Genomic DNA, 26,508 nt, shown 5'->3' with positions numbered 1-26,508 from the left:
CTCCTAGTCCCGCAGATTGCGGCCGGTGAGCGTCAGGAACAGCGTCTCCAGGTTCGGCGTCTCGTTGCGGAGCGACGCGATGCGCACCTCATGCTTGGCGAGAATGTACAGCATGTCCTGCAGGTACGATTGCGCGTGCCGGAGATAGACTTCCAGCACGCCGTCCCGGCGCTCCACCCGCTGGACGGACGCATGCCGCTTGATCTCCTCGACCGCCAGATCGGTCAGGCCTTCCGTCTCGATGACGAGCTTCTCCTGTTCTTCCACCTGCATCAGCAGCTCCCGGATGGTGCCGAGCGCGATCAGTCTGCCGTGGTCGATGATGCCGACCCGCGTGCTGATCGCTTCGACTTCCTCCATGTAGTGGCTCGTGTAAATGATGGTGGCGCCGCGCCGGTTCAGCTCCCGAACCGATTCGAGGATGTGGTTGCGGGACTGCGGATCGATGCCGACGGTCGGCTCATCCATGATGATCAGTTTCGGTTGGTGGACGATCGCGCAGGCGATGTTGAGCCGGCGCTTCATGCCGCCGGAGAACGATCCGGGACGATCGTTCCGGTGGCCCGTCAGACCGACGAAGGCGAGCGCTTCGTCGATCCGCTCCTGGAGCTGCCTGCCGCGCAGCCCGTACAGTCTGCCGAAGAAGCGCAGATGCTCCACCGCCGTCAAATGCTCGTAGAGTGCGATCTCCTGCGGCACGATGCCGATCTTGGATTTGACCGAGAGCGGATGGCGGCGCACCGACTCCCCGTCGACCTCGATCTCGCCCTGATCGCTGCGGAGCAGGCCGCAGATCATTTTGATCGTCGTGCTTTTGCCCGCGCCGTTCGGCCCGAGCAGTCCGAAGATTTCGCCGCGTTCAATCGTCAGCGACAGATGATCGACCGACAGCTTCGTGCCGTATCGTTTGACCACTTGGCGCAGTCGAACCAGACTCATCGTGTTTCCTCCCTGCATGCGGTTCTGTTTGACTCCAGCGTAGCGCAATCGGAGGCGTCCGGTCAGGTGGATGAAGTCATGAAGCGGGGATGACGAAAGTCACCTTTGATGGTGCGCGCCGTCACCCGCGCCGACTCGTGCTATAATGGGAGCAACGAGACGGGAAAGGTACGGTATCCTTGAACGCAGCCTATCTCATGCTTCGTTATCTGACGGTCGTCGTTGCGGGCGTCGCTTCCATCCTGATGTCGGATCGCGTGACGGACGAGGCGCTGTATGTCATGCTGCTGCTTGTCCTGCTGCTGGTGATGAGACTGCGCGACCGGTTCGAAAACCGCGAAGGCTTCCGCGCGTTTCCGCTGCCGTTCCTGCTGGAGACGGCGGCGCTTGCGGCGTATGGCTGGCAATACGGCGGGCTGCTGCCGCTGGCCGTCACCGCGGCGCTGTACACCCCGCCGGAACGTTCGGACGATTTCCTTCAGCGGGCGACGCTCGCGGGGATCGCGATGAACGCGGCGGCCTGGACGCGTTTTACGGTCGAGCTGCTTACGGCGGCCAATCTGACTTATGCCGCTATTGTGCTGCTCCTGATGCATATCCGGAAGACGGCGGTCGACCGGGGGGAGATCGAGGCGCTGTACATTCAGCTGCAGACGCGGAATCGCGAGCTGGAGGAAGCCCGCCGCACGGCGCTGGATTACGCATCGAAGGTGCAGGAGCTCGCGCAGCTCGAAGAGCGGAACCGCATCGCCCACGATCTGCACGATGAACTGGGCCACCGCCTCATCCGGCTGAAAATGATGCTCGAAGCGGCGATCCGCATCGACGGCGGCCGCGGCGAAGCGATGAACCTGGTCAGGGAAGTCCGCGATCAGCTCGCGGGCGCGATGGACGCGCTACGGTCGACCGTCCGGCGGCTGAAGCCGGCGGAAGCGGCCCGCGGCGAATATTCGCTGGAGACGCTGATCGGGGAGCTGGCCGGAACGAGCGGCGCCGCCGTCCGGTTCCGGGCGGTCGGCGCGTCTTATCCGCTCTATCCGAGCGACGCGATCGTGCTGTACCGCAACGCGCAGGAGGCGGTGACGAACGCGCTGCGCCACGGCGAGGCCACGGAGGTGACCGTCGAGCTCGAATACGCGCCGGAGGAGCTGCGGATGACGGTCAGCAACAACGGCGCCGTGCCGGAAGGCGGGGAGCTGCGCAAGGGGCTGGGGCTGCTCGGCATGGAGGAGCGGACGCGGCTCGCCGGCGGCCGGCTTGAGGTGATCGCCGGCGAACGGTTCGCCGTGCGCACGATTTTGCCGCGGCGGTAGCGGATCACGGCGCGATCAGAACGTAAAACTTCGGAGGTACACACAGATGATTCGGACGCTGGTGGCGGATGACGATCCGTTCATTCGGGAGAGTCTGCGGCTGATACTGGGCACGATGCCGGATATCGAAGTGGCGGGCGTCTGCGCCGACGGGCAGGAGGCGGTCGGGTTCGTGCGGGAGCATCCGGGGGAGGTCGACGTCGTCCTGATGGATGTCCGCATGCCGGTATGCGACGGGGTGGAGGGAACGCGCCTCATCCGCGAGGCGGCGCCGGACGTCAAGGTGCTCATCCTGACGACGTTCGACGATGACGAATACATCGTGAAGGCGCTCAAATACGGCGCCGGCGGGTACCTGCTCAAGAACGTCCCGCCGGACACAATCGCGGAAGGCATCCGCGCGGTGCATGCCGGCCATGCGCTGATGCATCCGGATGTCGCGCGGAAGCTGGCCGGCATGCTGCACGCCGGCGGAGCCGCAGCCGCCGCGCCGTCCGGGCGGAAGCGGCTGGCCGACTTCGGCCTGACCGACGCCGAGCAGCGGATCGTCCGCAAGATCGCCGACGGGCTGTCGAACCGCGAGATCGCGCAGGCGCTTTTCTTGAGCGAAGGCACGGTGAAGAATTACATCACCGAAATTCTCGGCAAGCTGGGGCTGCGCGACCGGACGCAGATCGCGATCTTCTATCTTCGGGAGATCGCGGAGTAGCGTGATGGCGCCTGGACGAACGGCACGTGAAGGTCGAGCGCCGCGAGCCGCGCCGGGTCCGCGATCCGCTCGACGGCGGCGATCTTACCGCCGCGGATGTCGAACTTGAGCGCGTAGGCCAGGCGCCCCAGCGGCGCGGCGACGGCGCCGATGACGCCGTCCACGACGGCGGTCTGGGCGGCCAGCGCGCGGCCGCAGACGCGGCGGGCGAGCGCTTCCGCGCCGCGCGTGATCCGCGCGCCGCCGGCGGCGCTTGAGCCGCCGCTGTCGTCGCGCAGCGCGACGTCGGGATCGAGCATGGCGATCAGCGCATCGAAGTCGCCTGCGCGCGCCGCGGCGATGAACGCGTCGATGAGCCGGCGCATGCCGGCCAGGTCGGCCGAATCCCGCGGAGTCGTGCCGGTCACCCGGCGGCGGGCCCGGCTGGCGAGCTGCCGGACGGCGGCTTCCGACTTGCCTGCGACCTGCGCGATCTCGGCGAACGGCATGCCGAAAATATCGTGCAGCACGAACGTGACGCGCTCCGCGGGCTTGAGCCTATCCAGCACGACGAGCAGCGCGACGCCGACCGATTCGGCCATCAGCGCCTCCCGCTCGGGATCGGGACCGCCGCCGTCTTCGGTCAGGGGATACGTTCCCGCCGGGTGCGTATCCAGCGGCTCTTCGCGCCGGCTTTTCCGCGAACGCAGCATATCCAGGCAGACCCGGGACACGACCCGGGTGAGCCAGCCGCCCAGATTTTCGATCGCTTCGGTGTCCGCGCGGCAGAGCCTGAGCCACCCTTCCTGCACCGCATCCTCCGCCTCGCTCAGCGATCCGAGCATGCGATACGCCGCATGGAGCAGATGCTGACGGTGCGCCTCGAATTGTTCCGCAAGCCGTTCTTGTGCGATCATGTACATTCCTTCCCGCATGAAGTGATACTCCCTCCATTATGACTGACGAAAAAGAACCCGCCAATGTGACAGATCTCCGGTTTGTCACATTCCGCCCCGACCGCTCCGTCATCTTCGTGCAGGGCTCGATGAGGGTCCGCATATTCCGGAAGATCAAGGAGTGGATTGAACATGTCGCTCAAACCTCGCATGGCAAGTCCCGTGGCGCTCGTGCCCGATCTGGCCGATCCGCTGCAGGCGCTCGGCCGCGCGCTGTTCGCTTCCGCCGAACAGTCCGGCATCCCGAAGGGGACGCTTTTCCTTGTCTACCTGCGGGTGAGCCAGATCAACGGCGACAGCGTCTGCGTGGAATTGCACTCGCGCAACGCGCAGCAGGCGGGCGTGACGCCGGAGCGGGTGATGGCCGTCGCGGGCTGGCGGGATTCCGCCCGATTCACCGAAGCGGAGCGGGCGGCCCTCGCGCTCGGCGAGGTGATGGCCCGCATCGCCGACCGGCCGGACCCGGTGCCGGATGAGATTTACCGGGAGGCCGAGCGCCATTACGCCGGTCAGGCGCTGGCGACGCTCATCGCCGGCATCGCGACGGCGAATTTATACAACCGGCTCAATGTCGCGACCCGGCAGGTCGCTGCCGCCAATTGACGATACGGCGGTGAGGGGACGGAATATGGCTACCTTGCTGTACATTACGGCTCATCCGTTCGGTCCCGACGTTTCCTGCAGCATGGCGGCGGGGGAAGCGTTCCTTGAGGCGTACCGGGACGCGAAGCCGAACGACGAGATCATCCGGCTCGATCTGTACGCGATGGAGCTCGACGCCGACGTCTTCGCCGGCTGGGAGAAGCTCGGCTCGGGCATCGCTTTCGGAGAATTGACCGCGGCGGAACAGTCGAAGATTGCGCGCATCAACGAACTGGCGGATCAGTTCGCCGCCGCGGACAAGTATGTGTTCGTCACGCCGATCTGGAACTACTCGTACCCGCCGGCATTGAAGCGGTACATCGATGCCTTCGTCATCGCGGGCAAGACGTTCCGGTACATCCCGGACGTCGGCCGGGTCGGGCTGCTGGCGGGCCGAAAGGCGCTGCACATCCAGGCGAGCGGCAGCTTCCTGTCTCCGGGCTCGCCGGACGAACGGCTCGAGATGGGGCACCGCCATCTGCGGGTCATCATGGAGTTCGTCGGCATCACCGACGTGGAGTGCCTCTATGTGGAGGGGATGAGAGCCGTTCCCGAACGGGCGGCGGCCATCCGGGAGGAGGCGCTCCGCCGCGCGCGGGAGATCGCGCTGAGTTTCTGAATCGGTACGGAGCCTCGCCGGAGCGGCTGTAGCGTGCATGCCACGCTACAGCGCCGCGTGAAGCCTCGCCGGAACGGCCGTAGCGTGCATACCACGCTAGAGCGCTGCGAGGCACCTCGCCGGAACGGCTGTAACGTGCATACCACGCCACGCTACAGCGCCGTGTGAAGCCTCGCCGGAACGGCCGTAGCGTGCATACCACGCTACAGCGCTGCGAGGCACCTCGCCGGAGCGGCTGTAACGTGCATGCCACGCTACAGCCCGGCGCTTCACGCAACAGCATCACATTTATCTGGCCTGTGGTTGGCTGCAACGTAAGCATCACGCTGCAGTCCCGCCGCAGGCCATTTGCATTTCAATATGTCAAGTCACTATAATAAAGTTAGTAGAACTTAATACATAGTACACAAGGAGGCGGAGTGAACGATGCGCATTATCGTAACCGGCGTAACGGGGCAATTGGGCCGGATCGCGGCGGAGACGCTGCTGGAGAAAGTGCCGGCGGACCGGCTGATAGCGGTCGCGCGCAATGTGGAGAAGGCGGCATGGCTGGCGGAGAAGGGCGTCGAAGTCCGGCACGGCGACTACAACGATCTGGCGTCGCTCCTGAAGGCCTTTGAAGGCGGCGGCAAGCTGCTGTTCGTCTCGAGCTCCGAGGCAAGCGACGAGACGCTGCGGGCGCTGCAGCACGCGACGGTCACAAGGGCGGCGAAGATGTCCGGCATCACGCATATCGCGTACACGAGCATTTTCCGGGCCCAGGAGAGTCCCCTCGCGCTGAGCCTGCTGCACCGGACGACCGAGAACATGATCCGCCTGTCGGGCATTCCGTACACGTTCCTGCGCAACACGTTCTACACCGAAGTGTTCGTGAACGAATCGCTCCGCCAGGCCGTGGAAAGCGGCGCCCTCGTGACGCCGATCGCGACGGCCGGCCTGAACACGGCATCGCGGGCCGACATGGCGAAGGCGGCGGCAGCCGTACTGATGTCGGACGGCCACGAGAACCGGATCTACGAAATTACGGCGCCGAAGCTGTGGACGATGAAAGAGCTGGCGCAGATTCTGTCGGACGTCTCCGGCAAGCCGGTGGTGCTGAAACCGGCGACGGCCGCCGAATACGCGAAGATTCTCGCGGGTTGGGGCATGCCCGAACCTGCCGCGGCCATGTTCGCGGCGCTCTACGCGCAGCTGGACGAGGGCGAATTCGCGCAAACCTCGGATGATCTGACCCGGCTCATCGGGGAGACGACGCCGCTTGAAACGGTCGTGAAGCGGGCGCTTGCCTGAGCGGCCCGGGAAAGGAGCGGAGCGATGAAAGTCGAAATCTGGTCGGATGTGGCCTGTCCTTTCTGCTACATCGGGAAACACCGTTTCGAGGAAGGGCTCAGCCGGTTCGAACACAAGGATGACGTGACGGTGGAGTACCGCAGTTTTCAGCTCGATCCGCATGCGGCCAGAGAGCCCGAACGGGATCTGTATGATGTGCTGGCCGCCAAGTTCGGCATCAGCCGCGAACAGGCTGTCCAGATGAACCAGCGGGTGGCGGAGCAGGGCCGGGAAGTCGGGATCGACTTCCGCTTCGGCGTTGTCATTCCGTCGAACACGCTCGATGCGCACCGGCTGATCAAGTTCGCGGGACGGCACGGCAAAGAGCAGGACGTGATCGAGCGGCTGTTCGAAGCGTACTTCACCAGCGGCCGCAACGTGGCCGATCACAGGACGCTTGCCGACATCGCGGAGCAGGCCGGATTGGACCGCAAAGCGGCGGAGGAGATGCTGAAATCCGGCGCTCACGCCGACGAAGTGGAGGCGGACGGAATCGAAGCAAGCCGTCTCGGCGCGCGGGGCGTGCCGTTCTTCGTTATCAACCGGAAGTACGGCGTTTCGGGTGCGCAGCCGGACAGCGTGTTTCTCGACGTCCTGCAGCAGGCCTGGCAAGACGAGCATCCGCTCATCATGACCGAATCCGACGCATCCGGCGAAGTCTGCGAAGACGGCACCTGCAAGCCGGATAAATAAAAACCATATGGACAGTAAAGCAAAAACGGACTCCTTTTTTCAAAGGGTTCGTTTTTCTCATTCCCAAAAGAGGAAAATTTTAATTGATGAAGAATAAGTTTAGATAATCGACAAGATTGACCATATCGGCCTGCAAAAAACTACAAGCGATGAACGGGAGACAGGATAAATGAATGAAATTCTCTTTATCGCGTTCTCTACATTGGAAACTTGGTCGATTTTTGCTGTTTCGTTCACGCTGTTTCGATTTAATATTCTGAAGTACAATCTGCAGATCGTTCCCATCTCCGTTCTGATGGCACTGCTCAACTATGCCATATGGCATGAGATCGATATGGGTTCGTGGACACCCATGATCGGTCTGGTGTTGTTCACGTTATTCATTTTCTATACGCTGCGGATTTCGCTGATCGGTTCGCTCATCGTTGCGGTAACGGGGTATGCATCGGTCATTTTGGTCCAGACTGCGTTCCTGTACGGTTTGCAGCTCACGGGCATTGCATCGGTCGCCGAAGTGCAGGCAGGCGGCACAGGTTACTACATTCTTTCGGCTGTATCTTCATGCACCGTCTTATTGTTAAGTTATTTGTTGTACCGGCTGGGCTACGGGTTTTCGTTTTCTCTGCAACACTTTAAAGTCAAGCATGAAAACATGCTGATCTTGGTAATAACAGTTGCGACGTTCATTCTGCTCTCGTTCCTGCACCTGCTCAAGAACAGGCTGTACTTTGTCGAAATGATCGCGGTCGTGATCGTGCTGTTCTTGATCTATATCGCATTGAGGAGAGAGAGGACGCAATGGTAGAGAGACTTGCGTTTCGTCTGGCGCATTGGCTCAAAAGCGAAGTGCCGGATCATCCCTATTCGGAAGCACGGCTTCAATTCGGATTTCACCTGTTTCTAAACACTGTGTTTACTTTGCTGGTCGCGACAATTCTGGGACTGTTGTTCGGCAACTATCGGGAAACGATGCAAGTGCTGTTCGCGTTCGGTTTGCTGAGAAGCATTTCAGGAGGATATCACTTCCAGTCGGCTGCGGTGTGCATCGTCGTTTCGGCCGGAGTGGCCGCATTATTGCCGTTCATTGAACTTACTAATTTTTATATAAACACCTTTAATATAGTAAATATGGTATTGACTATTATATTTTCGCCATCTAGAATTGAAGAACAAACTAGAATTCCGTCTAAATATTTCCCTGTCCTGAAAATTGGATCTACAATACTAGTCGCTTCGAACTTCTTGTTCCAATCTCAGCTATTAGCGATCACCTGGTTTATCCAGGTGCTATCACTAATAAGATTACCAAGGAAAGGCGGTGAAACAGGATGAAGAAAAAAGCCCTTCATTTGCTGGCGACGGTTGTCGGCTGCGCAGGCCTTGTCGTCGTTTGCACGGCAAGCTGGATCTGGGGCAATCAGCCTAAAGTCCCTGCCGAACTTCTGAACAAGTAATGATGGTGGTCTTGTGAAATTGGTTGTCGCAAGGGACGAAGACGGGAAATCCGGTCTGGTCGAGCTGGACGTCATGGAGATCCTGAAGTTCACCACCGACAAGACCCGCATCCTGATTCATACGAAGAATGACGTCTACTACTTTCCTTTCGACAGCCTGGAGAAAATCCAGAATGTCCTGCAAGCCTTGAATTTGCCTTTCGTGCGTGCGGACCGCGGCAATCTGGTCAACATCGACAAGGTGATCGAGATTGACGAGAAGTACGCCAAGGTATATTTCGAGGGGGACAAGCCCGGTGAACGAGGGAAGGAAGCGACGGTATCCAGACCGACAAATTACAGACGGATCCTGGATTTGTTCCGGGAAAGACAGGGGCGAAAAAACGAGTAGGACCAGAGGCGGCTTCAGCTTCTGGTCCTGCTTGTTGTTTCCCGGCTTCGTGACCGGTGTCACAATGTCTCGAATTCCGCAAGGGTATACTGGAAGCAAGATTGTTCCGTCAGAAAGCGGGTGTACCCATGCGCAATGTTTATATACCGAAACAGCACGGCGCCTGGGCGATGCTGATTCTGCCGCTGCTCTTCGGCGTCATCGCTTCCGCACCGGCGTGGCAGCACGCGCTGCTGTTCCTCGCCTGGCTGCTCTCGTACCTGTTCGCGTACGCCGCGCTTCAGTGGATCCGGACGAAGCGCAAGGCCGCCTGGCTCGGGCCGCTCAAGCTGTACGGCGGGCTGCTGCTGCCCGTCGGCGCCGCCCTGCTGGTCCTGGAACCGGAACTGCTGCTCCTGCTGCCGCTGGCCGTGCCGTTCATCCTGATCAACCTGTACTTCGCGAAGCAGAACCGCGAGCGGGCGTTCCTGAACGATCTGGCTGCCGTCATCCTGTTCAGCCTGATGACGTTCGCCGCCTTCCGGGTCGGGGACGGGACGGACGCCGCGCTGGCGTTCGAGCTGTTCGCGCTCAGCGTGCTCTATTTTACCGGGACGATCTTCTATGTGAAAACGATGATCCGCGAGAAGCACCACAAGGCGTTCTATTGGTACTCGGTCCTGTATCACGCGGCGTTCCTGGCGGCCGTCGCGCTCCTGTATCCGCCCGCGCTGCTCCCGGCCGCGGCGGTGCTGCTGGTCCGCGCCGTCGTGATGCCGCGTCTCCATCCCTCCGTCAAGACGACCGGGGTGCTCGAGATCGCCTGGTCGGTGCTGGTGCTCGTCTGCGCGTGGGCGGCGTACTGAGCGCGGAACGAACAAAAAAAAAGCCGACGCCGGGAAGCGGCATCGGCTTTTTCTGACGTATCATGCCGAATCAGAAGAGGAATTCGTCCGGATGCGGACCGAACCGATGGTTCTTGTTGAGCGCGTCGATCGCGCGGATATCTTCTTCGGACAATTCGAAGTCGAAGATGTCCGCATTTTCGGCGATCCGTTCGCGGCGGACCGACTTCGGAATCGTGACGACGCCGAGCTCGAGATCCCAGCGGAGGACGATTTGCGCCGGGGTCTTGCCGTATTTCGCCGCCAGCTCCTGCAGAACCGGCAGGTCGAGGTTGCCCTTCATGATCGGCGACCACGCCTCGAGCTGGATGCCTTCGCGCTTGCAGTAGTCGAGCAGTTCCTTCTGGGTAAGCAGCGGATGGAACTCCACCTGGTTGACGGCGGGGATGATGCCGCTTGTCTCTTTCAGCGACTCCAGATGATGGATCTGGAAGTTGCTGACGCCGATCGCGCGGATGTAGCCTTCATTATACAGCTTCTCGAAGGCGCGCCACGTCTCCTTGTACTTGTCCCGGCCCGGCCAGTGAATCAGATACAGGTCGATGTAATCCACACCGAGCTTGCGCCGGCTTTCCTCGAAAGCGCGCAGCGTCGACTCGTATCCCTGGTCCGAGTTCGCCAGCTTCGTCGTGATGAACAGCTCTTCCCGCGGAACGCCGCTCTCGCGGATCGCCTGGCCGACGCCGGTCTCGTTCCGGTAGCCCGCCGCCGTGTCGATTGAGCGGTACCCTTCCTCAATGGCCCACCGCACCGCGTTTCTCACTTCTTCGCCTTCTGCCACCTGAAAGACGCCGAGCCCGAGCCAGGGCATCCGTACGCCGTTGTTCAGCACCGTGGTGTCTTGTATGCTGCGAATTTCCATGCCGCATGACCTCCCTTTCCGAGATTGTCCGTTCCTTCTCCATTGTACCATCCTCCGCGCGAATGACCAGAACGGAAAACCGGCTCACTTACTAACCTCCGGGTTACATACTTACCAAAAGGGGGAATGTGCACGATGAACAATAACGAGGCCCGGCATTTGGCATGACGATCGAATCCGCTCGCGAGGCATTGCCGCCCCGTCTGCGTTGTGACTAGGATGGAACATGGGCAGCATGTGCCTGTTCCACGCATGGCTACGGGAAAGGGCGGTGTCGTCATGAGTTTGGAAGCGCTGGCCGAACAAGTGAAGCGGGATCTGGAACTGCTCGGCTTCGGCGGGCCGGGCTGGGTGCCGGCACGGGAGCACGGCGGCGACCGCGTCTTCGACGTCGTCATCGTCGGAGGCGGACAATGCGGCCTCGGCATCGCCTTCGGCCTGCTGCGGGAGCGCATCACGAATATTCTGGTCATCGATGAAAATCCCGAAGGCTTCGAAGGTCCCTGGGTGACTTACGCCCGCATGGTGACGCTGCGTACGCCGAAACATCTGACGTCCATCGATCTCGGCATCCCGTCGCTGACGTTCCGCGCCTGGCTGGAAGCGCAGGCCGGCTCCGAAGCCTGGGAGAAGCTGGACAAAATTCCGCGCGGCGATTGGATGGCCTACCTGCGGTGGTACCGCCGCGTGTTGAACCTGCCTGTCGTGAACGAGACGAAGCTGACGCTGATCGAGCCGCTCGGCGGCGGCTTGCACCGGCTGCATCTCGAGGGAGCGGGCGCGCCGGCGAAGACGCTGACGGCGCGCAAGGTCGTGCTCGCGACCGGCATTCAGGGCGGCGGCGCGTGGCATGTGCCGGCGATGATCGCGGAATCGCTGCCGAAGCATCTGTACGCCCATTCGTCCGAACCGATCGATTTCGCGGCGCTGCGCGGCAAGCGGATCGGCATTCTCGGCGGCGGCGCTTCGGCGTTTGACAACGCGCAGCATGCGCTGGCCGAAGGAGCGGCCGAAGCGCACGTGTTCGTGCGGCGCAAGACGCTGCCGCGCATCAATCCGATCCGGCAGATGGAACGGTCCGGCCTGATCGAGCGGTACGCCGCACTGCGGGACGCCGACAAGTATGCGGTCATGGTGCATTTCTTCCGGCACAATCAGCCGCCGACGAACGACACGTTCGCCCGCGCGGCCGCTTACGCCGGATTCCGGCTCCACCTCGGCGCGCCGTGTGAGGCGGTGTGTCCGGAGGATGGCGGCGTCGCCGTCATGACGCCGCAAGGCCGGTTCCGCGTCGATTACCTCATCGTCTGCACCGGCCTTGTCAGCGATCCGGCGCTTCGGCCGGAGCTCCGGCTGGTCGAACCGCACATTCTCCGGTGGCGGGATGTCTATCGGGCGCCGGCGGAGATCGCCGATCCGATCATCGACGGACACCCGTACATGACGCCGGGGTTTTCGTTTCAATCCCGCGACGAGGAGGGCCGGGAGCGGCTGCGCGGCATTTTCGCCTTCAACTACGGGGCGCTGATCAGCAACGGCATCACCGCTTCCGCGCTGTCGGGCATGAAGTACGGCATTCCCCGGATCGTCTCGGCGATTGCGGACGAACTGTTCCTCGATGAACGCGAGACGATTCTGGGCCGATATTACGCTTATGACGAACCGGAATTCACCGGTTTGGACGGTGGATGGAACGGAGGAGAATCGGTTGCCGGCACAAGCGGGATTGCTTGATCGGCTCCGCGCGGCGGATCCGCCCGCGGCATTGGAATCGGAGAGCTGCGGAAAGAACCGAAGTTTTCCCTGTGTCGTCATTTCCCGGGAGGGCGGCGGAAGCCGTGATGACGGCACCGGGAATTTTTGTTTTTTTGTTGACCGGAGTTTCTGAATCCGGTAACTTGCGATAAAATCTAAAGTGGCACTGTTCTGTCCGGCTTGACGTCGAATGGTCTCATTTCCTAAACTGCAAACAGACAAGATTTGACAAATGCCGGATGCATGCGGCATGAAAGGCTGAAAGGCGGTGAGCCATTTGCGAACGCCATTCGCGAGGGCCGTGCAGACGCTCCGGCTGCATCTTGCCGGACTCGGGCGGCTGCTAAGGCTGCACACGCTGCGCGGCCAGATGCTCGCCGGTTTTCTGTCCATCATGATCGTCATCCTGACCATCGTCGGATTCGTCATCTTCGATTCCGCTGCGAACCTGCTCAAGCAGAACGCGGAGACGCTGATCCGCCATGCCGCCGTGCAGGGCAACGGCCGGCTGGAGGCGATGATGAAGCAGATCGACTCCCTGTCGCTTCAGGCGGCGACCAACACCTATGTCCAGAACCTGCTGGGGGAAGTGGAGGACGGCTTCAAGCCTACCTTCCTGGATCGGCAAGGATTGCAGCCGGTCGCGGACCAGGTGATGCTCTACGGGAGCGGCATCCGTTCGGTGGAAATCTACACGAGCCAAGGCGACCGGCTGTTTCCGCTGGGCGGCGACGAGCTGTACGATGTCGTCGGGAGCGAGTTCATCGTGAAGGCCCACGAGCAACGGGGCGGCATGTACTGGATCGGCCTGTCTCAGGCCGGCGAGGACGAGGTGCTGGCGATCCGGCAGATTCATCTGATCCAGCGTTCGTTCGCGCCGGCCGGCTATCTGCTTGTCCGGATCGACCGGCAGGTGTTCCGGCTGGACAGCCTCGGCGAAGACATGGGCGTCGGCGCCGTCTCGCTGCTGTTCGACCGGGACGGGCAGCTGATCGCGGCGACCGCGGACGACGCGTTGTCCGGCGCGGATTATGCCAGCCTGCTGGCCAGCGAAGACAAGACCGTGGAAATCAACGATCGGCATTACGTGCTCGTCAAGCAGCACTCGGACATTGCCGGCTGGACGCTGCTGATTCTGACGCCCGTCGAAGCCATTACGAAAGGCATATTCATTCTGCGCGCGGCCATCATCGTATCCGCGGCCATCGGTTCGGTCCTGTTCATCATTTTCTCGGTGCTGCTGTCCACCGCGATCACGCGGCCGGTTCTCCGCCTGATCAAGTCGATGCGCAGCGTCCGGTTCGGCGAACTGAAACCGGCCGAACACATCTCTTCGACGGCGGAAATCGGCGAGCTGGTCCACACCTACAACCAGATGGTCGGCAACATGAAGGAACTGATCCGGCTGGTCTACGAGAAGGAGATCATGCAGAACCGGGCCGAGTTGAAAGCGCTGCAGGCGCAGATTCATCCGCATTTTCTGTATAACACGCTGGAAGCGTTGTACTGGTCCCTGCTGGAGAAAAATGAAGACGAGCTCGCCGATTACGTGGTGGCGCTTTCCGAACTGTTCCGCTACACCATCACGGGGCACAACCGTGAGGAATGGGTGACGCTCGCCGAAGAGCTCGAGCAAATCCGGCGCTATCTGCTCATCATGGGCATGCGGTTCGGCGACCGGCTGTCGTGGCGCATCGATTCGGAGATGGACGACAACCGTCTGCTGCTGCCGAAGCTGATCATTCAGCCGCTCGTGGAGAACGCGATCCAGCACGGCATCGAGAACAAGATCGGTGCGGGATTCGTCTCGGTGACGGTGAAGCGCTCGCAGGAACCCGGCTATTTTCACGTTATCGTCGAGGACGACGGGGCGGGGATGAACGAAGAGAAGCTTCGGAAAATCCGCTCCAAGCTCGCCATGGGCGCCGACAAGGCGATGGAATCATCCGGTTACGGCATCACCAATGTGCAGCAGCGGCTGCGGCTTCATGCACGCAGTGAGACGGCAAACATAAGCGTGCTTGCCATCGAGAGCCGCGAGGGAGAGGGCACGACCGTCACCTTGACGATACCGATCCGGACGGAGGTTGTAGAACATGAACCCGCATACCATCTTGATCGTGGATGATGAGCCTCGCACGCGCACCGGGCTCTCCCGGATGCTGGAAGCGTGGAACGGCGGCCGCTATGCGATCCGGGCGGCCGCGGACGGCCGCGAAGCGCTCGGCATCCTGGAGCGCGAACGGGTGCGGCTCCTGATCACCGACATCAAGATGCCGGAGATCAGCGGGCTGCATCTGGCCGACACCTTGAAGGCGATGCCGGAAGAGGAGCGGCCGGCGATCATCCTGATCTCGGGCTACGCGGAATTCGAGTTTGCCCAGCGGGCGATTCAGCTCGGTGTCGTCGATTACCTGCTCAAGCCGATCGGGCGGGAGAAGCTGATCTCGGCTGTCGAGCGGGCTCTGGCCCAGGCCGAAGAGCGGGCGCGCATCGGCAGGATGGAGAAGGTGGTGGACCGCGAGCTGCTGCAGACCGGCGATACCGGCAGACCGCTCAGCGATTCGGTGCGGGAAGCGCTGGAATACATTGACGAAAATCTCGATCAGCCGTTCACGATGCGCGACGCCGCAACCCGCGTCCATCTCAATCCGAGCTACTTCAGCGTATTGTTCAAGGACGAAATGGGCATGACGTTCAGCGAATACGTGACGCGCAGGCGGCTGCAGCGCGCGAAGGACATGCTGCTGCGCACGAAGCTGACGGTCGCGGAGATCGCGGAGCGCGTCGGGTATCAGTCGGCGAAACATTTCGCGAAGATGTTCCGCCAGTATGAAGGCAGCAGCCCGGGAGACTACCGCAATCATTCGTCCTGAAGGCGCCTGATCGGAAAGGGGGGACAGATCGTGAAGATCCGCATCCCGGCGGCGGCAGCGGTCATGCTGATCGCCGCGCTGCTGCTTGCGGCCTGCGGCAGCGGCGAAGCACCCGCGGCGAACGCGGGCGAGAGCGTGACGATCCGGCTGATGTCGCCGTGGCCGCACATCGGATCGTTGCAGAACGAACTGGTCGAACGCATTATCGAGGAGTATATGGACGAGCATCCGGGTGTCACGGTCAGTCTGGAAGCGCTTGAAAACGAGCTGTACAAGGACCGGCTGAAAGTGCTCTCCGCATCGAACGCGCTGCCGGATGTCGGATTTACTTGGGCAGCGGGATTTCTCGATCCCTACGTGGAAGGCGGCCTGTTCACCCCGCTCGACGACCTGCTGGAGGATGAGCTGGGCGGACAGTTCGTCGCCGGCACGACGGAGGCGTACGAGAAGAATGGCATGACCTACGCGGTGCCGGTCGAACTGAACATCGTGCCGGTATTCTACAACAAGGACATTTTCGCGCGCTGCGGTCTGGTCCCCCCGCAGACGTTCGACGATCTGAAGGAGGTCATCCGGCGCTTGAACGAGGCCGGCGTGACGCCGATCGCGCTGGGCGGCAAGGACGCCTGGACGCTGTCCTTCTGGTTCATGTATCTGGTCGACCGGGTCGGCGGAGCGGATCTGCTGGATCAGTCGATCGCGATGTCCCGGTTCACCGATCCCCGGATTGTCGAAGCGGCCCGGCTGACGCAGGAACTGGTGGAGCTGGACGCTTTTCACGACGGATTCATGGGCATGTCCAATGAAGAGGCGAAGGCTGCATTCATGGCGGAAAAGGCGGCCATGTTCGCAATCGGCACATGGGAAGTGCCGAATTACACGACGAATCCGAACGTTGCGGAATCGTTCAAGGACAAGATCGGCTTCTTCCCCTTCCCGCTCGTCGAAGGCGGCAAGGGGGAGTTGAACAACTGGATCGGAGGCCCCGGTCTCGGCCTGTTCGTGGCGGAGAACTCGAAGGTGAAGGAAGAGGCCAAGCAGTTCGTCGCCTATTTCGTCAAAAAATGGGGAGAACGCGCCGTGACGGAGGCGGGCATCATTCCAGCGACAAAAGTGAACACGCGTTCCATTCACCTGCCGCGGATGTTCAGCGATCTGCTGAACGAACTGCGGACGGCGAACAAGGTGACGCTGTACGCGGACGTGCAGATGAAACCGGTTGCGGCCGAGGAACATTACACGCTTGTTCAGGCGCTGTTCGGCGGGGCGGTCTCGCCGGAAGAATTCGCGCGCAGGCAGGAGATGGCGCTGATCAAGAGCCGCTGAACCGGACCGGACAAAAAATGTCGGGGGCTGGCTGTAACCTTTTCGGGGAATGCTCCGTCTGTGAAGGTGCAATTGCAATTGCAGCACTTTGTGGAAGGGAGCGATGAGAAAACCATGCGACAACCCCGGAAATGGCTGGCCGTCATGACGACGGCGGGATTGCTCGTTGCAGCGGCTTCGGCCGGCGCGGACGGAATCGGACAGAAAATCAGCGGGTGGCTGAGACCCGATATCATGGTTGCCGTCGACGGCGCCGAAACCGGAATGAAGCCGGTCATCATTGAAGGCAAAGCATATCTCCCCGCCCGCGGCATCGCCGAAGCGACGGGATACGAAATCCATTGGAAAGGCAACCGCATCGAACTGTCGGGTGCGGAGGACGAGGAACAGTACATGACGTTCACGGGCTACATCAACGGCGTGACGCAGGACGGCGACCGGTGGCGGATTGATGTGATCGGTCCGAACAATTGGCTCATCCTGTACGCGGACAAGGAGACGGTGCTCACCGATGCGGAAGGCAAGCCGTTCGCCGCGGAAGATCTCGCGCCGGGCATGGCCATCGAAGCGGAATACGGCCCGATGGTGGCGATGAGCTATCCCGCTCAGTCGCATGCCGCGTCCATCAAGGTCATGCAGCAGCATCTGGTGGCCAAGCAGGTCATCCATTCGGTCGAGAAGACGGAGGACGGCTGGCGCATCGCGCTTGCCGACGAGGAAGGCGGCGAAGTCAAGCTGGTGCTCCTTGCCGGTCCTGAGACGCTGATCGTCCGCTCCGACAAGCAGCCGGCGGATGCGGAGCTGCTTGAGCCGGGGCTGGTGGTGCGCGCCTATTACGGCCCGGCCGTCATGAAGAGCCTGCCTCCGCAGAGCCACGCGCAGTACATCGAAGTCGACGACCAGCGCGAATGGTTGGCGCCGGCGGAAGAGCAGGAGTACCGCGAGCTCGCCTGGAAGCAGCTTTCGGATGAGGACAAAGCGCACCTGATCACGGCGAAGGATGAGGCATTGGTCGAGCTGATTGACGCCGCGAACGCGGCCGTCATCCCGCTGGAAGGGAAGGAGCGGCTGCTGGAGGACATCCGCGCGAACGGCGGCAAGCTGGTCGCCGTAACATACAAGACGGATCAGGACGCGCTGCTCGGACCTGTCACGGTTCTCTTCGACCCGGAGACGAAAGAAGTCATCGGGCACATCGTCAGAATGTAAATCATCTTCGGCTTATCGGAGAATAGAAGAACTGCCGGCTGGATGCCGGCAGTTCTTTTTGCGTATGGGAAGCCTCTGCGGGAGAGGAGATCAGCCTGCGGATGCCGCCTTGGCTGCGGTCTCTTCGCCCATTTTCGCGATGTTTTCGTAAGCTTGCTCGACCGTTTGCTGACCGAATTGGACGGCTTCGATTTGCGCTTTGAAGTAGTCCGTCCACTCCGTCCAGCCCGCTGCCGTACCGTAGAACGGAAGCGCCTTGTCGACCGATACGTCGTACAGTTCCTTGCCGATGATGTCGCGGCGCTGCATGTCCGGTTCGAGCAGTTTGTAGATCGACTCGTTGATCGGAATGCCGCGCGTCAGACCGAGCGTTTTGCCCGCTTCTTCGTCCGTGATGAACCATTTCACGAACTTCTTCGCTTCTTCCAGATCCGGCGAGTTGGCATAAACGGACAGGAAGATCGTCGATTGCGCCCAGCCGCCGCCCGCGGGGCCTACCGGGGTGTTGACGACCGCGACTTGACCCGGAAGCAGGTCTTCCAGCGCGCTGACCGAACCGACCGATGCGCCGCGCGTCATTACTTTGCCGGATGCCATCGGGTCGGCCTGCGGGTCGTTCTCGAGGAACGAAGCCGACATTTCCGCCGGGGGCACGATGCCTTGTTTGCGGAATTCTTCAAACGTGGTGAAGAATTCAATGAACAGCTCTTTGTCCAGGTTGAACTTCTTGCCGCCGTCTTCCATGATCGGGCCTTTGCCCATTGCCGTTTGATAGTATTGATAGCCGTCCCACGTGTTGACGTCGCCGATCGGGTAGATGCCTTCCGGCAGTTTCTCGCGAGCTTCACGAGCCCAGTTGAAGTAATCTTCCCAGGTCCAGTCTTTCCACGGGAGCTTGATGCCGTATTCTTCGAGCTTCGTCTTGTTGTAGGCGTAGCCTTGCGCGTTCAGGGAGAGCGGAATGCCGTACAGCTTGCCGTCGATCTTCAGGTTCTCGATGACGTTGTCCGCGACGATACCCGACAGATCGATGTCGGACAGGTCGGCGAGAACGCCCTTCGAAGCATAGTCCTGAATGTACGCTGCGTCCATTTGCAGCACGTCCGTTACGGTCTTGGATGCGACAAGCGTCGGCAGTTTTTGCCAGTACGCGTCCCATGCCATGTATTCCGGCTTGAACGTGACGTTCGGATTTTGCTTCGTATAAACGTCAAGCGCAGCGAGCGTCGCTTCGTGGCGCGCGTCCGGACCCCACCACATGATGCTCAGTTCCGTGCTGCCGCCGCTTGCGCCGCCGCCGCTGTTGCCGCCGGCTGACCCGTTGCTGCCGCCTTCGCCCTTCTTCCCGCCGCCGCCGCATGCCGTTACGACGAGGGCCAGAGCAAGCAGCATGAGGGCCAGACCTTTGGACCATGCTCGTCTCTGTTTCATCTTTACGAAACCCCTTTCTTTCAAATGGAATGAAGTGTAAACCCTGTGGCTTCCGGGAAGTGCCGGAGCGTAAAGCGTTTACACTTCTACAATATCGTGATGCACCGATGATTTGCAGATGACGAATCTCAGAATTGTTGGATTCTTGTTAGATTTTTTTGCAAGCTGCGCCAAGGCTCGACTCCCGTATTATGCGCAAGCCCTGTGCGGGATATACCCGCACAGGGCTTGGGGCAAGCTACAGCACGCGGCGCGCTGTTTTGTATTTCGATTTCCAATAGCCGGAATTGAGCGTGTTAATGCCGACCTTGTTGACCGGCGAGCTGTGGATGAAGTTGCCGCCTCCGATATAAATGCCGACATGATTGACTTTGCCGTCGCCGTTCGTGTCGAAAAAGACGAGGTCGCCGGGCGCAAGATTCGACTTGGAGACGAACTTGCCTTGTTTCGACTGGGCGCTGCTTGTCCGCGGCAGCTTGAAGCCGTGATGCCGGTTGTAGACCAGCTGTACAAACGCCGAGCAGTCCGAATATTTGTAATTCGTGTTCCAGGGTTCGGCGCCATATTTATAGGTGAATTTGCCGAGATACGATTTCGCCGTATTCACGATGGCGGAAGCGGACTTGCTTGCGGTGCCGGAATTCGAACCCGAAGAAGACGAATAATTGAAATAGTTTGCGGATGCGTAACCGATGGTTCCATTATAGTTGACCTTCAGCCAGTACGCGTTCACTTGTTCGAGTACGGTGACGGTGTTGCCTTTGCTTATGAATCCGATTTTGCTGCCGCTTGTGCTCGGTGCTGACCGGAGATTGACTCCGCTTTTGGCAGTGGCGGTTTTGCCGCTTGTGCCCGCTATGTAATTCGTATATTTGCTGCTGGCGCTGATATAGCCGATCTTGCCGTCCTTCGTCTGTACCTTCAGCCAGTAATCGTTGACCTTCTGAATAACGTGGATGTCTTCACCTTTGCTTAGCAGCCGATATACGGATGCGCTCGTATTCGGTGCCGACCTGAGGTTGACTCCCGAGATCACCTCGGTCTCATACGTTGCGGCCGAGGCTTGTCCGGCGAAAATTCCTGCCGCCAATGTCAGGGATAAGCCAAGACTGGTCAAACGTTTCATTATTGCTCATCTCCTCCTTTGCAATTCATGCTAACGCAAAAAAAGTGGAGGGGAAACGATAAAAAAATACCAGTTGCAGTTGATTAAATTCCAAATTATGTATTTTTACAACAAATCTCTACATTAATAAAATGGGGCGCGGTTTGCAGCACAGATTTGCCAATGTCTTCAAGGCCGGCGGGATGAGAATCTTCTCATCCGGGACAAAAAATTCCATTGACATTATTAAGAGAGTGGAATACTTTGGATTTATGCTGATACCGTCAACGGGACAAGCAATGAATTGCCATATCCTGCATGAATAAGGAGGATTTCAAGCATGACCGAGGAACGCAAACCCCGCATTGAGACGTTGGCCGTGCATGCCGGTCAGGAGATCGATCCGACGACCGGTTCGCGGGCGGTCCCGATCTACCAGACGACATCGTACGGTTTCCGGGACGCCGATCATGCCGCGAACCTGTTCGCGCTTCGGGAATTCGGCAACATCTACACGCGCATCATGAACCCGACCACGGATGTGTTCGAGAAGCGCGTGGCAGCGCTTGAAGGCGGCGCCGCTGCGCTGGCGACCGCGTCCGGTCAGGCGGCCATCACGTATGCCATCCTCAATATCGCGGGTGCCGGGGACGAGATTGTATCCGCCTCCAGCCTCTATGGCGGCACGTACAACCTGTTCGCCATCACGCTGCCGAAGATCGGCATCACCGTGAAATTCGTCAACCCGGACGATCCGGAAAACTTCCGGCGCGCCATTACGGACAAGACCAAAGCGCTTTACGCCGAGACCATCGGCAATCCGCGCGGCGACGTGCTCGATATCGAAGCGGTTGCCCGCATCGCGCATGAGCACGGCATTCCGCTCATCGTGGACAACACGCTGCCGAGCCCGTATCTTTGCCGTCCGATCGAGCACGGCGCCGACATCGTCGTTCATTCCGCCACGAAGTTCATCGGCGGACACGGCACGTCGATCGGCGGCGTCATCGTCGACGGCGGCCGCTTCGACTGGAAGGCGAGCGGCAAGTTCCCGGGCCTGACGGAACCGGACCCAAGCTACCACGGCGTCGTCTACACGGATGCCGTCGGACCGATCGCCTACATCATCAAGGCGCGCGTCCAGCTGCTCCGCGACATGGGCGCTTCGCTGTCGCCGTTCAACGCGTTCCTGCTGCTGCAGGGGCTGGAGACGCTGCATCTGCGCATGGAGCGCCACAGCGCGAACGCGCTGGCTGTCGCGAAGTTCCTCGAATCGCATGAAGCGGTGGAATGGGTCAACTATCCGGGACTCGAAAGCCATCCGTCCTACCAGCTTGCGCGCAAATATATGCCGGGCGGTCAAGGCGCCATCCTGACCTTCGGCATCAAGGGCGGCGTCGAAGCGGGACGGAAAGTAATCGACAATGTCAAGCTGTTCTCGCATCTGGCCAATGTCGGCGACTCGAAGTCGCTGATTATCCATCCGGCAAGCACGACGCACAGCCAGCTCGAAGGCGAAGAGCTGCTGTCCACCGGCGTGACGCCCGGCATGATCCGGCTGTCGGTCGGCACGGAGCATATCGACGACATCATCGCCGATCTCGAACAAGCCATCCGCGCAAGCCAGGCCTGATGAGCAAACAAGCGGCCCCGAACGTCATCCCGGCGTTCAGGGCCGCTTTCTCAATTGCTCGTCTCCAGGATCCATTCGGTACGCCAGCCGAGGTGGCGGCACATCCGCTCGAGCCGGCGCATGTCGCGCCGCGTTTCGATCCGTGCGCAGCCGCGCTCCCTGGCGGTCTCGGCGCTCCAGCGAAGCAGGTAAATCAGGGTATCCGCCTGCGCTTCACGGAAAGCGAAGTCGATCAAATGCAGCGCATCGTCCTTGACCGCCGCTCTGACGTACCCCCAGTACTTGTCGGCGAAATAGCGGCCGTACAGCAGCGTGCGGTCTTCCGCGATTCCGTCCGGTCCGATGATCGGTTCGGCGAAATATTTCCGCCATCCGGCGCGGGAACCGGAGGCCTCCCTGGCGGCCGCAGCCGTGAACCAGCCGTAGGATTCATCGGCGACCCGCCGCGCTTCCTCCGGCGCCCCCGCCGGCCGCCAATCTTCCGGCGGCAGATCGGGACCATCCGCCGGAACGGTGATGCTGAGCCGCCATGATCGGTACCCGGGATGCCGGCCGAGCGCCCGCAGCATGTCCGATACGACAACGGCCTTAAGCCCCCGCTCGGCTGCGGCATCCAGAATGACGGGCAATGCGCCCGGCGTGCCGCGCGCAATATCGTTGCAATGGTGGACGACGACAATGCCGCTTTCCAAGGCTGGCGCCACATTCGCGGCGATGGATTCCGCGTCAATGCCCGCCCAATCGCCGGAATCGAAGCCCCCGACCGCGACATAGCCGATCCCGCTCAGCCATTGCAGATTGCGCTCGCGATAATGCAGGTAGGGAAAACGGAAAAACGCCGGGGCCGGACGCCCCGTGGCTTCCTGGTATGCGATTTCCGCAAGCCGGATTTCTTCGAGGAACAGCGCCTGATCTTCGATCTCGCCCATGCGGCGGTGATGATAGCTGTGATGCGCGAGCTCGTGTCCTCGGGCGATGATGCGGCGTGCGAGGCGGGGATGACGGTCCAGCCACTCCCCGGTGAAAAAGAACGTTCCCCGCGCGCCCTTGTCCTCCAGCGCCTTCAGCCAGCGTTCGATCGGCACGAGATCCGGCCCGTCGTCGAATGTCAGCGCAAACGCCGGCACATCCGCCCGCCCGGCATCGAGGGTTGCCCGGCCTGTGTCCGGTTGGACGGCATGGAAGACAGACCGGCTCATGTCCGTCCTTCCTCCCGAACCCGGAACCGGGGCAGGTAGGCCGCATGCGCTTCCAGCAGTTCGTCGAGCAGCTTCCGCGCCGCTTCCGCCGATCCGACGAGCGGGTGGATCGTCAGCGCTTGCAGCGCCGCGTCCCTGTCGCCGTGCACCGCCGCTTCCACCGTCAATTCTTCGTAGGCTTTCACGACCTGCAGCAGGCCGCGGATCTGCGGCGTGACGGGCGTAGACGGCGGCACCGGATGCGCTCCGGCCGCATCGATGACGCAGTTCACTTCGATCGATGCGTCATCCGGCAGGCAGCGGATCGCGCCGCCGTTCCGGACGTTGACGGTCTGGATGTCTTTCCGGTTGTTGCGAATCGACGAGATGAGATTGACGGCGGCTTCCGAGTAATAGGCGCCGCCCCGCTGCTCGAGCTGCGGCGGTTTGACCGCGAGTTCAGGATCTTTGTACAGCTCGAACAATTCGGCTTCGACTTTCTTCACGACCTCCGCGCGCGTACCGCTCTCTTGCAGCTCCTGAAGCTGTTTTTTCAGCATCTCTTCTTTCATGTAGTAATAACGATGGTAACTGCAGGGCAGCGCGCCGATTGACCGGAGCAGTTCGGCATCCCAGCCGAGGTCGGGAATATTCTTCATCGTCAGGCCGGCTGATCCCGCCGCCCGCCGCAACAGCTCATCCGTTACATCGCGCCCCTCGACGGCAATGCGCGTCACCCAGTTCAAATGATTGATGCCGGTCCACTCCAGATCGACGGCCTCCGCGTCGACCCCGAACAAGCGGGCGATCTGCTTTCGCGTGCCGATCGGAAGATTGCACAGGCCGATCGTGCGGACATTCGAATATTTGAGTGCCGCTTCGGTCACCATGCCGGCGGGATTCGTGAAATTGATCAGAAAAGCGTCCGGCGCCAGTTCCTCAATATCCCGGCAAATGTCGAGAATGACCGGAATCGTGCGCAACGCTTTTGCAAAGCCTCCGGCGCCGGTCGTCTCCTGTCCGATAAATTCGTGCTTCAGCGGAATGGCCTCGTCCTTCGCGCGGGCGTCCAGCAAGCCGACCCTGAGCTGCGTCAGCACGAAATCCGCGCCCTGGATGGCGGATCTGCGGTCCATCGTCAGCTTCACCCGGATCGGTTTGCCGGCCTTTTCGACCATCCGTCGGGCAAGCGCGCCGACAATCTCCAGCTTGTGCCGTCCTTCTTCAATGTCGACCAACACGAGTTCTTCAACGGGCAACTCTTCAAATCGCTGAATGACCCCTTCCACCAGTTCCGGCGTGTAGGATGAACCGCCGCCGATCACCGCGATTTTCAGCGGATTTCGCGCCATACCGCACCTCCGTGCATAAAAGTCACTTGTCATGATATAGTGGAAAGGAGGAGCAGTCAATGAATCGGACAGAAAATTGCAAGCGCTTTTATTGGGTGGAGGAGGAAGAGCCATTGACCCTGATCCTTGGCGTTGACGGCGGCGGTTCTAAAACGCGCGCCGTTGTAACGGACGATAGCGGAGTCATACGCGGCGAAGGACAGGCGGGCTGCGGGAACCACCAGACGAGCGGCATCGATGCAGCATTGGCCGAGATCCGCGCCGCGGCCGAACAAGCGGTTCACGAAGCGGGCGCGGCGCCGGATGAGATTGCGGCAGTCTGTTACGGATTGGCCGGAGCGGATCGGCCGGCCGATTTTGCGGTCTTGCGCCCGGCGCTCGCCTCGCTGCCCTACCGGAACTGGGATGTCGTGTGCGACACCATGACGGGACTGCGCACGGGCAGCCCCGACGGCATCGGCGTTGTGCTCGTCTGCGGCAGCGGCACGAACGCCGCCGGACGAAACGCGCGCGGCGAGACGATCCAAACCGGCGGATTCGGCTATCTGTACGGCGACGCGGCGGGCGGTTCCCATATGGCGGAAGAGACATTCCGGGCCGCGGTCCGTTCGTGGGAACTGCGGGAGATTCCAAGCCGGCTCACGCAAGACGTGCCCGCATGGTACGGGTTCGAAACGATGGAGCAACTGGTCAACGACTGGCTGGACCGCGGCATTTACCATGTCTCGTCTGACCTCACCCTGGTGCTGCACCGCGCGGGGGAAGCGGGCGACGAACTGGCGGTCCGCCTGCTCCGCAGCGCCGGTCGTGAACTCGGTCTGGCCGCCGCGTCGGTCATCCTCCGATTGGGCGGATTCGCCGCATTCGGAAGCCGTCCGATCCCGATCGTCCTGACCGGCTCGGTCTTGCAGAAAGGCCGCAGCCCGCATCTGCTGGGCGCGTTGGAAGAGACGTTGCGCGACAGAGCCGGGGCGCCGTTCGAACTCGTCATCCCGAAGATCGAACCGGTATTCGGTGCGGTGCTGCTGGCCATGGACCGTCTCGGCTTCCGGGCTCCGCAAGACGCCTTGCAGCGTTGGGCTTCAGAATCTCCGCGATAACGCCACGAGAGCGGATCGGCGCCGGCAACGGGGCGAGCGGGCATTCGAGGGTATCCGGGGCATTTGAGGCATACAGGGCATAAGGGCATACGGGCATACAGGGCATGGTGCCGTTCTCCGGCCTTTTTGTCCATATCCCCGTCGCTCAGCAAGTTGGAGTGAACCTCATACCGTATGCATCGCTCAACAAGCCAATCCGCCATTCACCGAGGCGAACATTTCATCCGGCAAATTATTCACCTGGTGAAAAATTTGCACGGCAAACGGTTGCCGGCGCGCAATTCGCGACTGTTCTTCCTTTCGGAATTATTGTCCCGATGCCTGCGGCAGCAATCGGGCGGCAAGCGCCTTCAATTCGGCAATCATCCGGCGCGTATTCCGGTACGTCTCCCAGTCCGGGCGGCCGGGTACGGGACGGGCCCTCAACTGTTTTCGGGTCGGTGCGCCGGAAGCGGCGGCCAAATGCAGCAGGTGCCGTTCCGCATTCTGTCCCCGGCTGGATTGATTGAAGCGATAGGCATACTCATTCAAATAAGCTTGCCGGTACTTGGCTCCTACGCCCCGGTGTACGGAATTGATGCCGCAACCGATGTCCATGGCGATTTTCCACAGAGAAAAAACGCGTGTCCGTCCCAGTGTGTCGGTGCGCAAATCGACCGCGGACCGGCTTCGGTCCACATGTTTTTCGATAAAGCGGAGGGCGCCTTGGGGTGTAATCTTCCATTGGTAGGTGTCCCCGCCTGTGTCCTGCATCAGCTTGATCCCCAGCACAT

Annotated in this window: 25 protein-coding genes and 1 pseudogene; 18 read left to right on the top strand and 8 right to left on the bottom strand. The window is 61.0% G+C overall.

Features of this window, described 5'->3' with window-relative positions:
- Nucleotides 1-3: 3 nt before the first annotated feature.
- Nucleotides 4-939: an ABC transporter ATP-binding protein gene (locus tag KJQ12_RS03440; protein WP_213483494.1), complete on the bottom strand. Its 936-nt coding sequence runs from the start codon at nt 937-939 to the stop codon at nt 4-6.
- A 179-nt stretch (nt 940-1,118) separates the two neighbouring features.
- Here KJQ12_RS03440 and KJQ12_RS03435 point away from each other — a divergent pair, with 179 nt between their 5' ends.
- Nucleotides 1,119-2,252 carry a sensor histidine kinase gene (locus KJQ12_RS03435; protein ID WP_213483493.1) on the top strand — a complete coding sequence of 378 codons (1,134 nt, stop codon included), beginning with the start codon at nt 1,119-1,121 and terminating at the stop codon, nt 2,250-2,252.
- 46 nt (nt 2,253-2,298) lie between these two features.
- Nucleotides 2,299-2,961, top strand: coding sequence for a response regulator transcription factor (locus KJQ12_RS03430; protein ID WP_213483492.1), 663 nt, complete (start codon nt 2,299-2,301; stop codon nt 2,959-2,961).
- Here the strand turns inward: KJQ12_RS03430 and KJQ12_RS03425 are convergent.
- The gene (locus KJQ12_RS03425) at nt 2,937-3,857 is read right to left on the bottom strand and encodes a sigma-70 family RNA polymerase sigma factor (protein WP_213483598.1); all 921 of its coding nucleotides are present in this window, start codon (nt 3,855-3,857) and stop codon (nt 2,937-2,939) included. The genes KJQ12_RS03430 and KJQ12_RS03425 overlap by 25 nt on opposite strands.
- Before the next feature lie 171 nt (nt 3,858-4,028).
- On the opposite strand from KJQ12_RS03425, the gene KJQ12_RS03420 reads away from it, so the two are divergent.
- From KJQ12_RS03420 to KJQ12_RS03380, 9 genes are all read left to right on the top strand, one after another.
- Nucleotides 4,029-4,499, top strand: a complete 471-nt coding sequence (locus KJQ12_RS03420) for a carboxymuconolactone decarboxylase family protein (protein WP_213483491.1) — start codon at nt 4,029-4,031, stop codon at nt 4,497-4,499.
- Nucleotides 4,500-4,524: 25 nt separating this feature from the next.
- A complete protein-coding gene (locus KJQ12_RS03415) occupies nt 4,525-5,157 on the top strand; it encodes an NAD(P)H-dependent oxidoreductase (RefSeq protein WP_213483490.1) in 633 nt (210 codons plus the stop codon).
- 426 nt (nt 5,158-5,583) lie between these two features.
- Nucleotides 5,584-6,447: an NmrA family NAD(P)-binding protein gene (locus KJQ12_RS03410; RefSeq protein ID WP_213483489.1), complete on the top strand. Its 864-nt coding sequence runs from the start codon at nt 5,584-5,586 to the stop codon at nt 6,445-6,447.
- A gap of 24 nt (nt 6,448-6,471) precedes the next feature.
- Entirely contained in the window at nt 6,472-7,179 is a 708-nt protein-coding gene (locus tag KJQ12_RS03405) for a DsbA family oxidoreductase (protein ID WP_213483488.1), read from the top strand.
- 169 nt (nt 7,180-7,348) lie between these two features.
- Nucleotides 7,349-7,984 carry a hypothetical protein gene (locus tag KJQ12_RS03400; RefSeq protein WP_015253458.1) on the top strand — a complete coding sequence of 212 codons (636 nt, stop codon included), beginning with the start codon at nt 7,349-7,351 and terminating at the stop codon, nt 7,982-7,984.
- Nucleotides 7,978-8,511, top strand: coding sequence for an accessory gene regulator ArgB-like protein (locus tag KJQ12_RS03395; protein ID WP_213483487.1), 534 nt, complete (start codon nt 7,978-7,980; stop codon nt 8,509-8,511). The genes KJQ12_RS03400 and KJQ12_RS03395 overlap by 7 nt, the downstream gene beginning before the upstream one ends.
- On the top strand, nt 8,508-8,633 hold the full coding sequence (locus tag KJQ12_RS03390; protein ID WP_015253460.1) for a cyclic lactone autoinducer peptide: 126 nt from the start codon (nt 8,508-8,510) through the stop codon (nt 8,631-8,633). Before KJQ12_RS03395 ends, KJQ12_RS03390 begins: the two co-directional genes overlap by 4 nt.
- A gap of 13 nt (nt 8,634-8,646) precedes the next feature.
- Nucleotides 8,647-9,024, top strand: coding sequence for a LytTR family transcriptional regulator DNA-binding domain-containing protein (locus tag KJQ12_RS03385; RefSeq protein ID WP_213483486.1), 378 nt, complete (start codon nt 8,647-8,649; stop codon nt 9,022-9,024).
- 128 nt (nt 9,025-9,152) lie between these two features.
- On the top strand, nt 9,153-9,869 hold the full coding sequence (locus KJQ12_RS03380; protein ID WP_213483485.1) for a YwiC-like family protein: 717 nt from the start codon (nt 9,153-9,155) through the stop codon (nt 9,867-9,869).
- A 70-nt stretch (nt 9,870-9,939) separates the two neighbouring features.
- Here the strand turns inward: KJQ12_RS03380 and KJQ12_RS03375 are convergent, their stop codons facing one another.
- Nucleotides 9,940-10,770: an aldo/keto reductase gene (locus tag KJQ12_RS03375; protein WP_213483484.1), complete on the bottom strand. Its 831-nt coding sequence runs from the start codon at nt 10,768-10,770 to the stop codon at nt 9,940-9,942.
- Nucleotides 10,771-11,049: 279 nt separating this feature from the next.
- Here KJQ12_RS03375 and KJQ12_RS03370 point away from each other — a divergent pair, with 279 nt between their 5' ends.
- From KJQ12_RS03370 to KJQ12_RS03350, 5 genes are all read left to right on the top strand, one after another.
- The gene (locus tag KJQ12_RS03370) at nt 11,050-12,504 is read left to right on the top strand and encodes an FAD/NAD(P)-binding protein (RefSeq protein WP_213483483.1); all 1,455 of its coding nucleotides are present in this window, start codon (nt 11,050-11,052) and stop codon (nt 12,502-12,504) included.
- Nucleotides 12,505-12,802: 298 nt separating this feature from the next.
- The gene (locus tag KJQ12_RS03365; RefSeq protein ID WP_213483482.1) at nt 12,803-14,653 is read left to right on the top strand and encodes a cache domain-containing sensor histidine kinase; all 1,851 of its coding nucleotides are present in this window, start codon (nt 12,803-12,805) and stop codon (nt 14,651-14,653) included.
- The gene (locus tag KJQ12_RS03360; protein WP_213483481.1) at nt 14,622-15,401 is read left to right on the top strand and encodes a response regulator transcription factor; all 780 of its coding nucleotides are present in this window, start codon (nt 14,622-14,624) and stop codon (nt 15,399-15,401) included. The genes KJQ12_RS03365 and KJQ12_RS03360 overlap by 32 nt, the downstream gene beginning before the upstream one ends.
- A gap of 30 nt (nt 15,402-15,431) precedes the next feature.
- A complete protein-coding gene (locus tag KJQ12_RS03355; RefSeq protein WP_213483480.1) occupies nt 15,432-16,727 on the top strand; it encodes an extracellular solute-binding protein in 1,296 nt (431 codons plus the stop codon).
- 114 nt (nt 16,728-16,841) lie between these two features.
- A complete protein-coding gene (locus tag KJQ12_RS03350; RefSeq protein WP_213483479.1) occupies nt 16,842-17,936 on the top strand; it encodes a stalk domain-containing protein in 1,095 nt (364 codons plus the stop codon).
- A gap of 90 nt (nt 17,937-18,026) precedes the next feature.
- Here KJQ12_RS03350 and KJQ12_RS03345 read toward each other — a convergent pair whose 3' ends face one another.
- Together KJQ12_RS03345 and KJQ12_RS03340 are read right to left on the bottom strand one after the other, a co-directional pair.
- Nucleotides 18,027-19,367, bottom strand: a complete 1,341-nt coding sequence (locus KJQ12_RS03345) for an ABC transporter substrate-binding protein (RefSeq protein WP_213483478.1) — start codon at nt 19,365-19,367, stop codon at nt 18,027-18,029.
- 238 nt (nt 19,368-19,605) lie between these two features.
- Nucleotides 19,606-20,493 carry a C40 family peptidase gene (locus tag KJQ12_RS03340; RefSeq protein WP_213483477.1) on the bottom strand — a complete coding sequence of 296 codons (888 nt, stop codon included), beginning with the start codon at nt 20,491-20,493 and terminating at the stop codon, nt 19,606-19,608.
- 319 nt (nt 20,494-20,812) lie between these two features.
- On the opposite strand from KJQ12_RS03340, the gene KJQ12_RS03335 reads away from it, so the two are divergent.
- Nucleotides 20,813-22,105, top strand: a complete 1,293-nt coding sequence (locus KJQ12_RS03335; protein WP_015253472.1) for a homocysteine synthase — start codon at nt 20,813-20,815, stop codon at nt 22,103-22,105.
- A 50-nt stretch (nt 22,106-22,155) separates the two neighbouring features.
- Here the strand turns inward: KJQ12_RS03335 and KJQ12_RS03330 are convergent, their stop codons facing one another.
- Nucleotides 22,156-23,304, bottom strand: coding sequence for a polysaccharide deacetylase family protein (locus KJQ12_RS03330; RefSeq protein ID WP_213483476.1), 1,149 nt, complete (start codon nt 23,302-23,304; stop codon nt 22,156-22,158).
- Nucleotides 23,301-24,635, bottom strand: a complete 1,335-nt coding sequence (locus KJQ12_RS03325) for a 6-phospho-beta-glucosidase (protein WP_213483475.1) — start codon at nt 24,633-24,635, stop codon at nt 23,301-23,303. Before KJQ12_RS03325 ends, KJQ12_RS03330 begins: the two co-directional genes overlap by 4 nt.
- 59 nt (nt 24,636-24,694) lie before the next feature.
- Between KJQ12_RS03325 and KJQ12_RS03320 the strand changes: the two genes are divergently transcribed.
- Nucleotides 24,695-25,735 (top strand): N-acetylglucosamine kinase, encoded by a 1,041-nt coding sequence (locus KJQ12_RS03320; RefSeq protein WP_015253475.1) that lies wholly within the window; start codon nt 24,695-24,697, stop codon nt 25,733-25,735.
- 306 nt (nt 25,736-26,041) lie between these two features.
- Here the strand turns inward: KJQ12_RS03320 and KJQ12_RS03315 are convergent.
- Nucleotides 26,042-26,508 (bottom strand): annotated as a pseudogene (locus tag KJQ12_RS03315) (transposase); the annotation flags it as partial.

The sequence above is a fragment of the Thermobacillus xylanilyticus genome (assembly GCF_907165215.1).
GTDB lineage: Bacteria > Bacillota > Bacilli > Paenibacillales > Paenibacillaceae > Thermobacillus > Thermobacillus xylanilyticus.
The sequence above is the reverse complement of the archived record's forward strand: the minus strand, read 5'-3'. Positions and strand labels throughout refer to the sequence as shown.

Coding starts and splice junctions, on each gene's coding strand:
- KJQ12_RS03415 (WP_213483490.1), top strand. CDS start 4,525: ATGGCTACCTTGCTGTACATTACGGCTCATCCGTTCGGTCCCGACGTT.
- KJQ12_RS03400 (WP_015253458.1), top strand. CDS start 7,349: ATGAATGAAATTCTCTTTATCGCGTTCTCTACATTGGAAACTTGGTCG.
- KJQ12_RS03335 (WP_015253472.1), top strand. CDS start 20,813: ATGACCGAGGAACGCAAACCCCGCATTGAGACGTTGGCCGTGCATGCC.
- KJQ12_RS03360 (WP_213483481.1), top strand. CDS start 14,622: ATGAACCCGCATACCATCTTGATCGTGGATGATGAGCCTCGCACGCGC.
- KJQ12_RS03425 (WP_213483598.1), bottom strand. CDS start 3,857: ATGATCGCACAAGAACGGCTTGCGGAACAATTCGAGGCGCACCGTCAG.
- KJQ12_RS03375 (WP_213483484.1), bottom strand. CDS start 10,770: ATGGAAATTCGCAGCATACAAGACACCACGGTGCTGAACAACGGCGTA.
- KJQ12_RS03320 (WP_015253475.1), top strand. CDS start 24,695: ATGAATCGGACAGAAAATTGCAAGCGCTTTTATTGGGTGGAGGAGGAA.
- KJQ12_RS03410 (WP_213483489.1), top strand. CDS start 5,584: ATGCGCATTATCGTAACCGGCGTAACGGGGCAATTGGGCCGGATCGCG.
- KJQ12_RS03420 (WP_213483491.1), top strand. CDS start 4,029: ATGTCGCTCAAACCTCGCATGGCAAGTCCCGTGGCGCTCGTGCCCGAT.
- KJQ12_RS03380 (WP_213483485.1), top strand. CDS start 9,153: ATGCGCAATGTTTATATACCGAAACAGCACGGCGCCTGGGCGATGCTG.
- KJQ12_RS03325 (WP_213483475.1), bottom strand. CDS start 24,635: ATGGCGCGAAATCCGCTGAAAATCGCGGTGATCGGCGGCGGTTCATCC.
- KJQ12_RS03405 (WP_213483488.1), top strand. CDS start 6,472: ATGAAAGTCGAAATCTGGTCGGATGTGGCCTGTCCTTTCTGCTACATC.
- KJQ12_RS03370 (WP_213483483.1), top strand. CDS start 11,050: ATGAGTTTGGAAGCGCTGGCCGAACAAGTGAAGCGGGATCTGGAACTG.
- KJQ12_RS03440 (WP_213483494.1), bottom strand. CDS start 939: ATGAGTCTGGTTCGACTGCGCCAAGTGGTCAAACGATACGGCACGAAG.
- KJQ12_RS03330 (WP_213483476.1), bottom strand. CDS start 23,304: ATGAGCCGGTCTGTCTTCCATGCCGTCCAACCGGACACAGGCCGGGCA.
- KJQ12_RS03340 (WP_213483477.1), bottom strand. CDS start 20,493: ATGAAACGTTTGACCAGTCTTGGCTTATCCCTGACATTGGCGGCAGGA.
- KJQ12_RS03345 (WP_213483478.1), bottom strand. CDS start 19,367: ATGAAACAGAGACGAGCATGGTCCAAAGGTCTGGCCCTCATGCTGCTT.
- KJQ12_RS03350 (WP_213483479.1), top strand. CDS start 16,842: ATGCGACAACCCCGGAAATGGCTGGCCGTCATGACGACGGCGGGATTG.
- KJQ12_RS03390 (WP_015253460.1), top strand. CDS start 8,508: ATGAAGAAAAAAGCCCTTCATTTGCTGGCGACGGTTGTCGGCTGCGCA.
- KJQ12_RS03395 (WP_213483487.1), top strand. CDS start 7,978: ATGGTAGAGAGACTTGCGTTTCGTCTGGCGCATTGGCTCAAAAGCGAA.
- KJQ12_RS03430 (WP_213483492.1), top strand. CDS start 2,299: ATGATTCGGACGCTGGTGGCGGATGACGATCCGTTCATTCGGGAGAGT.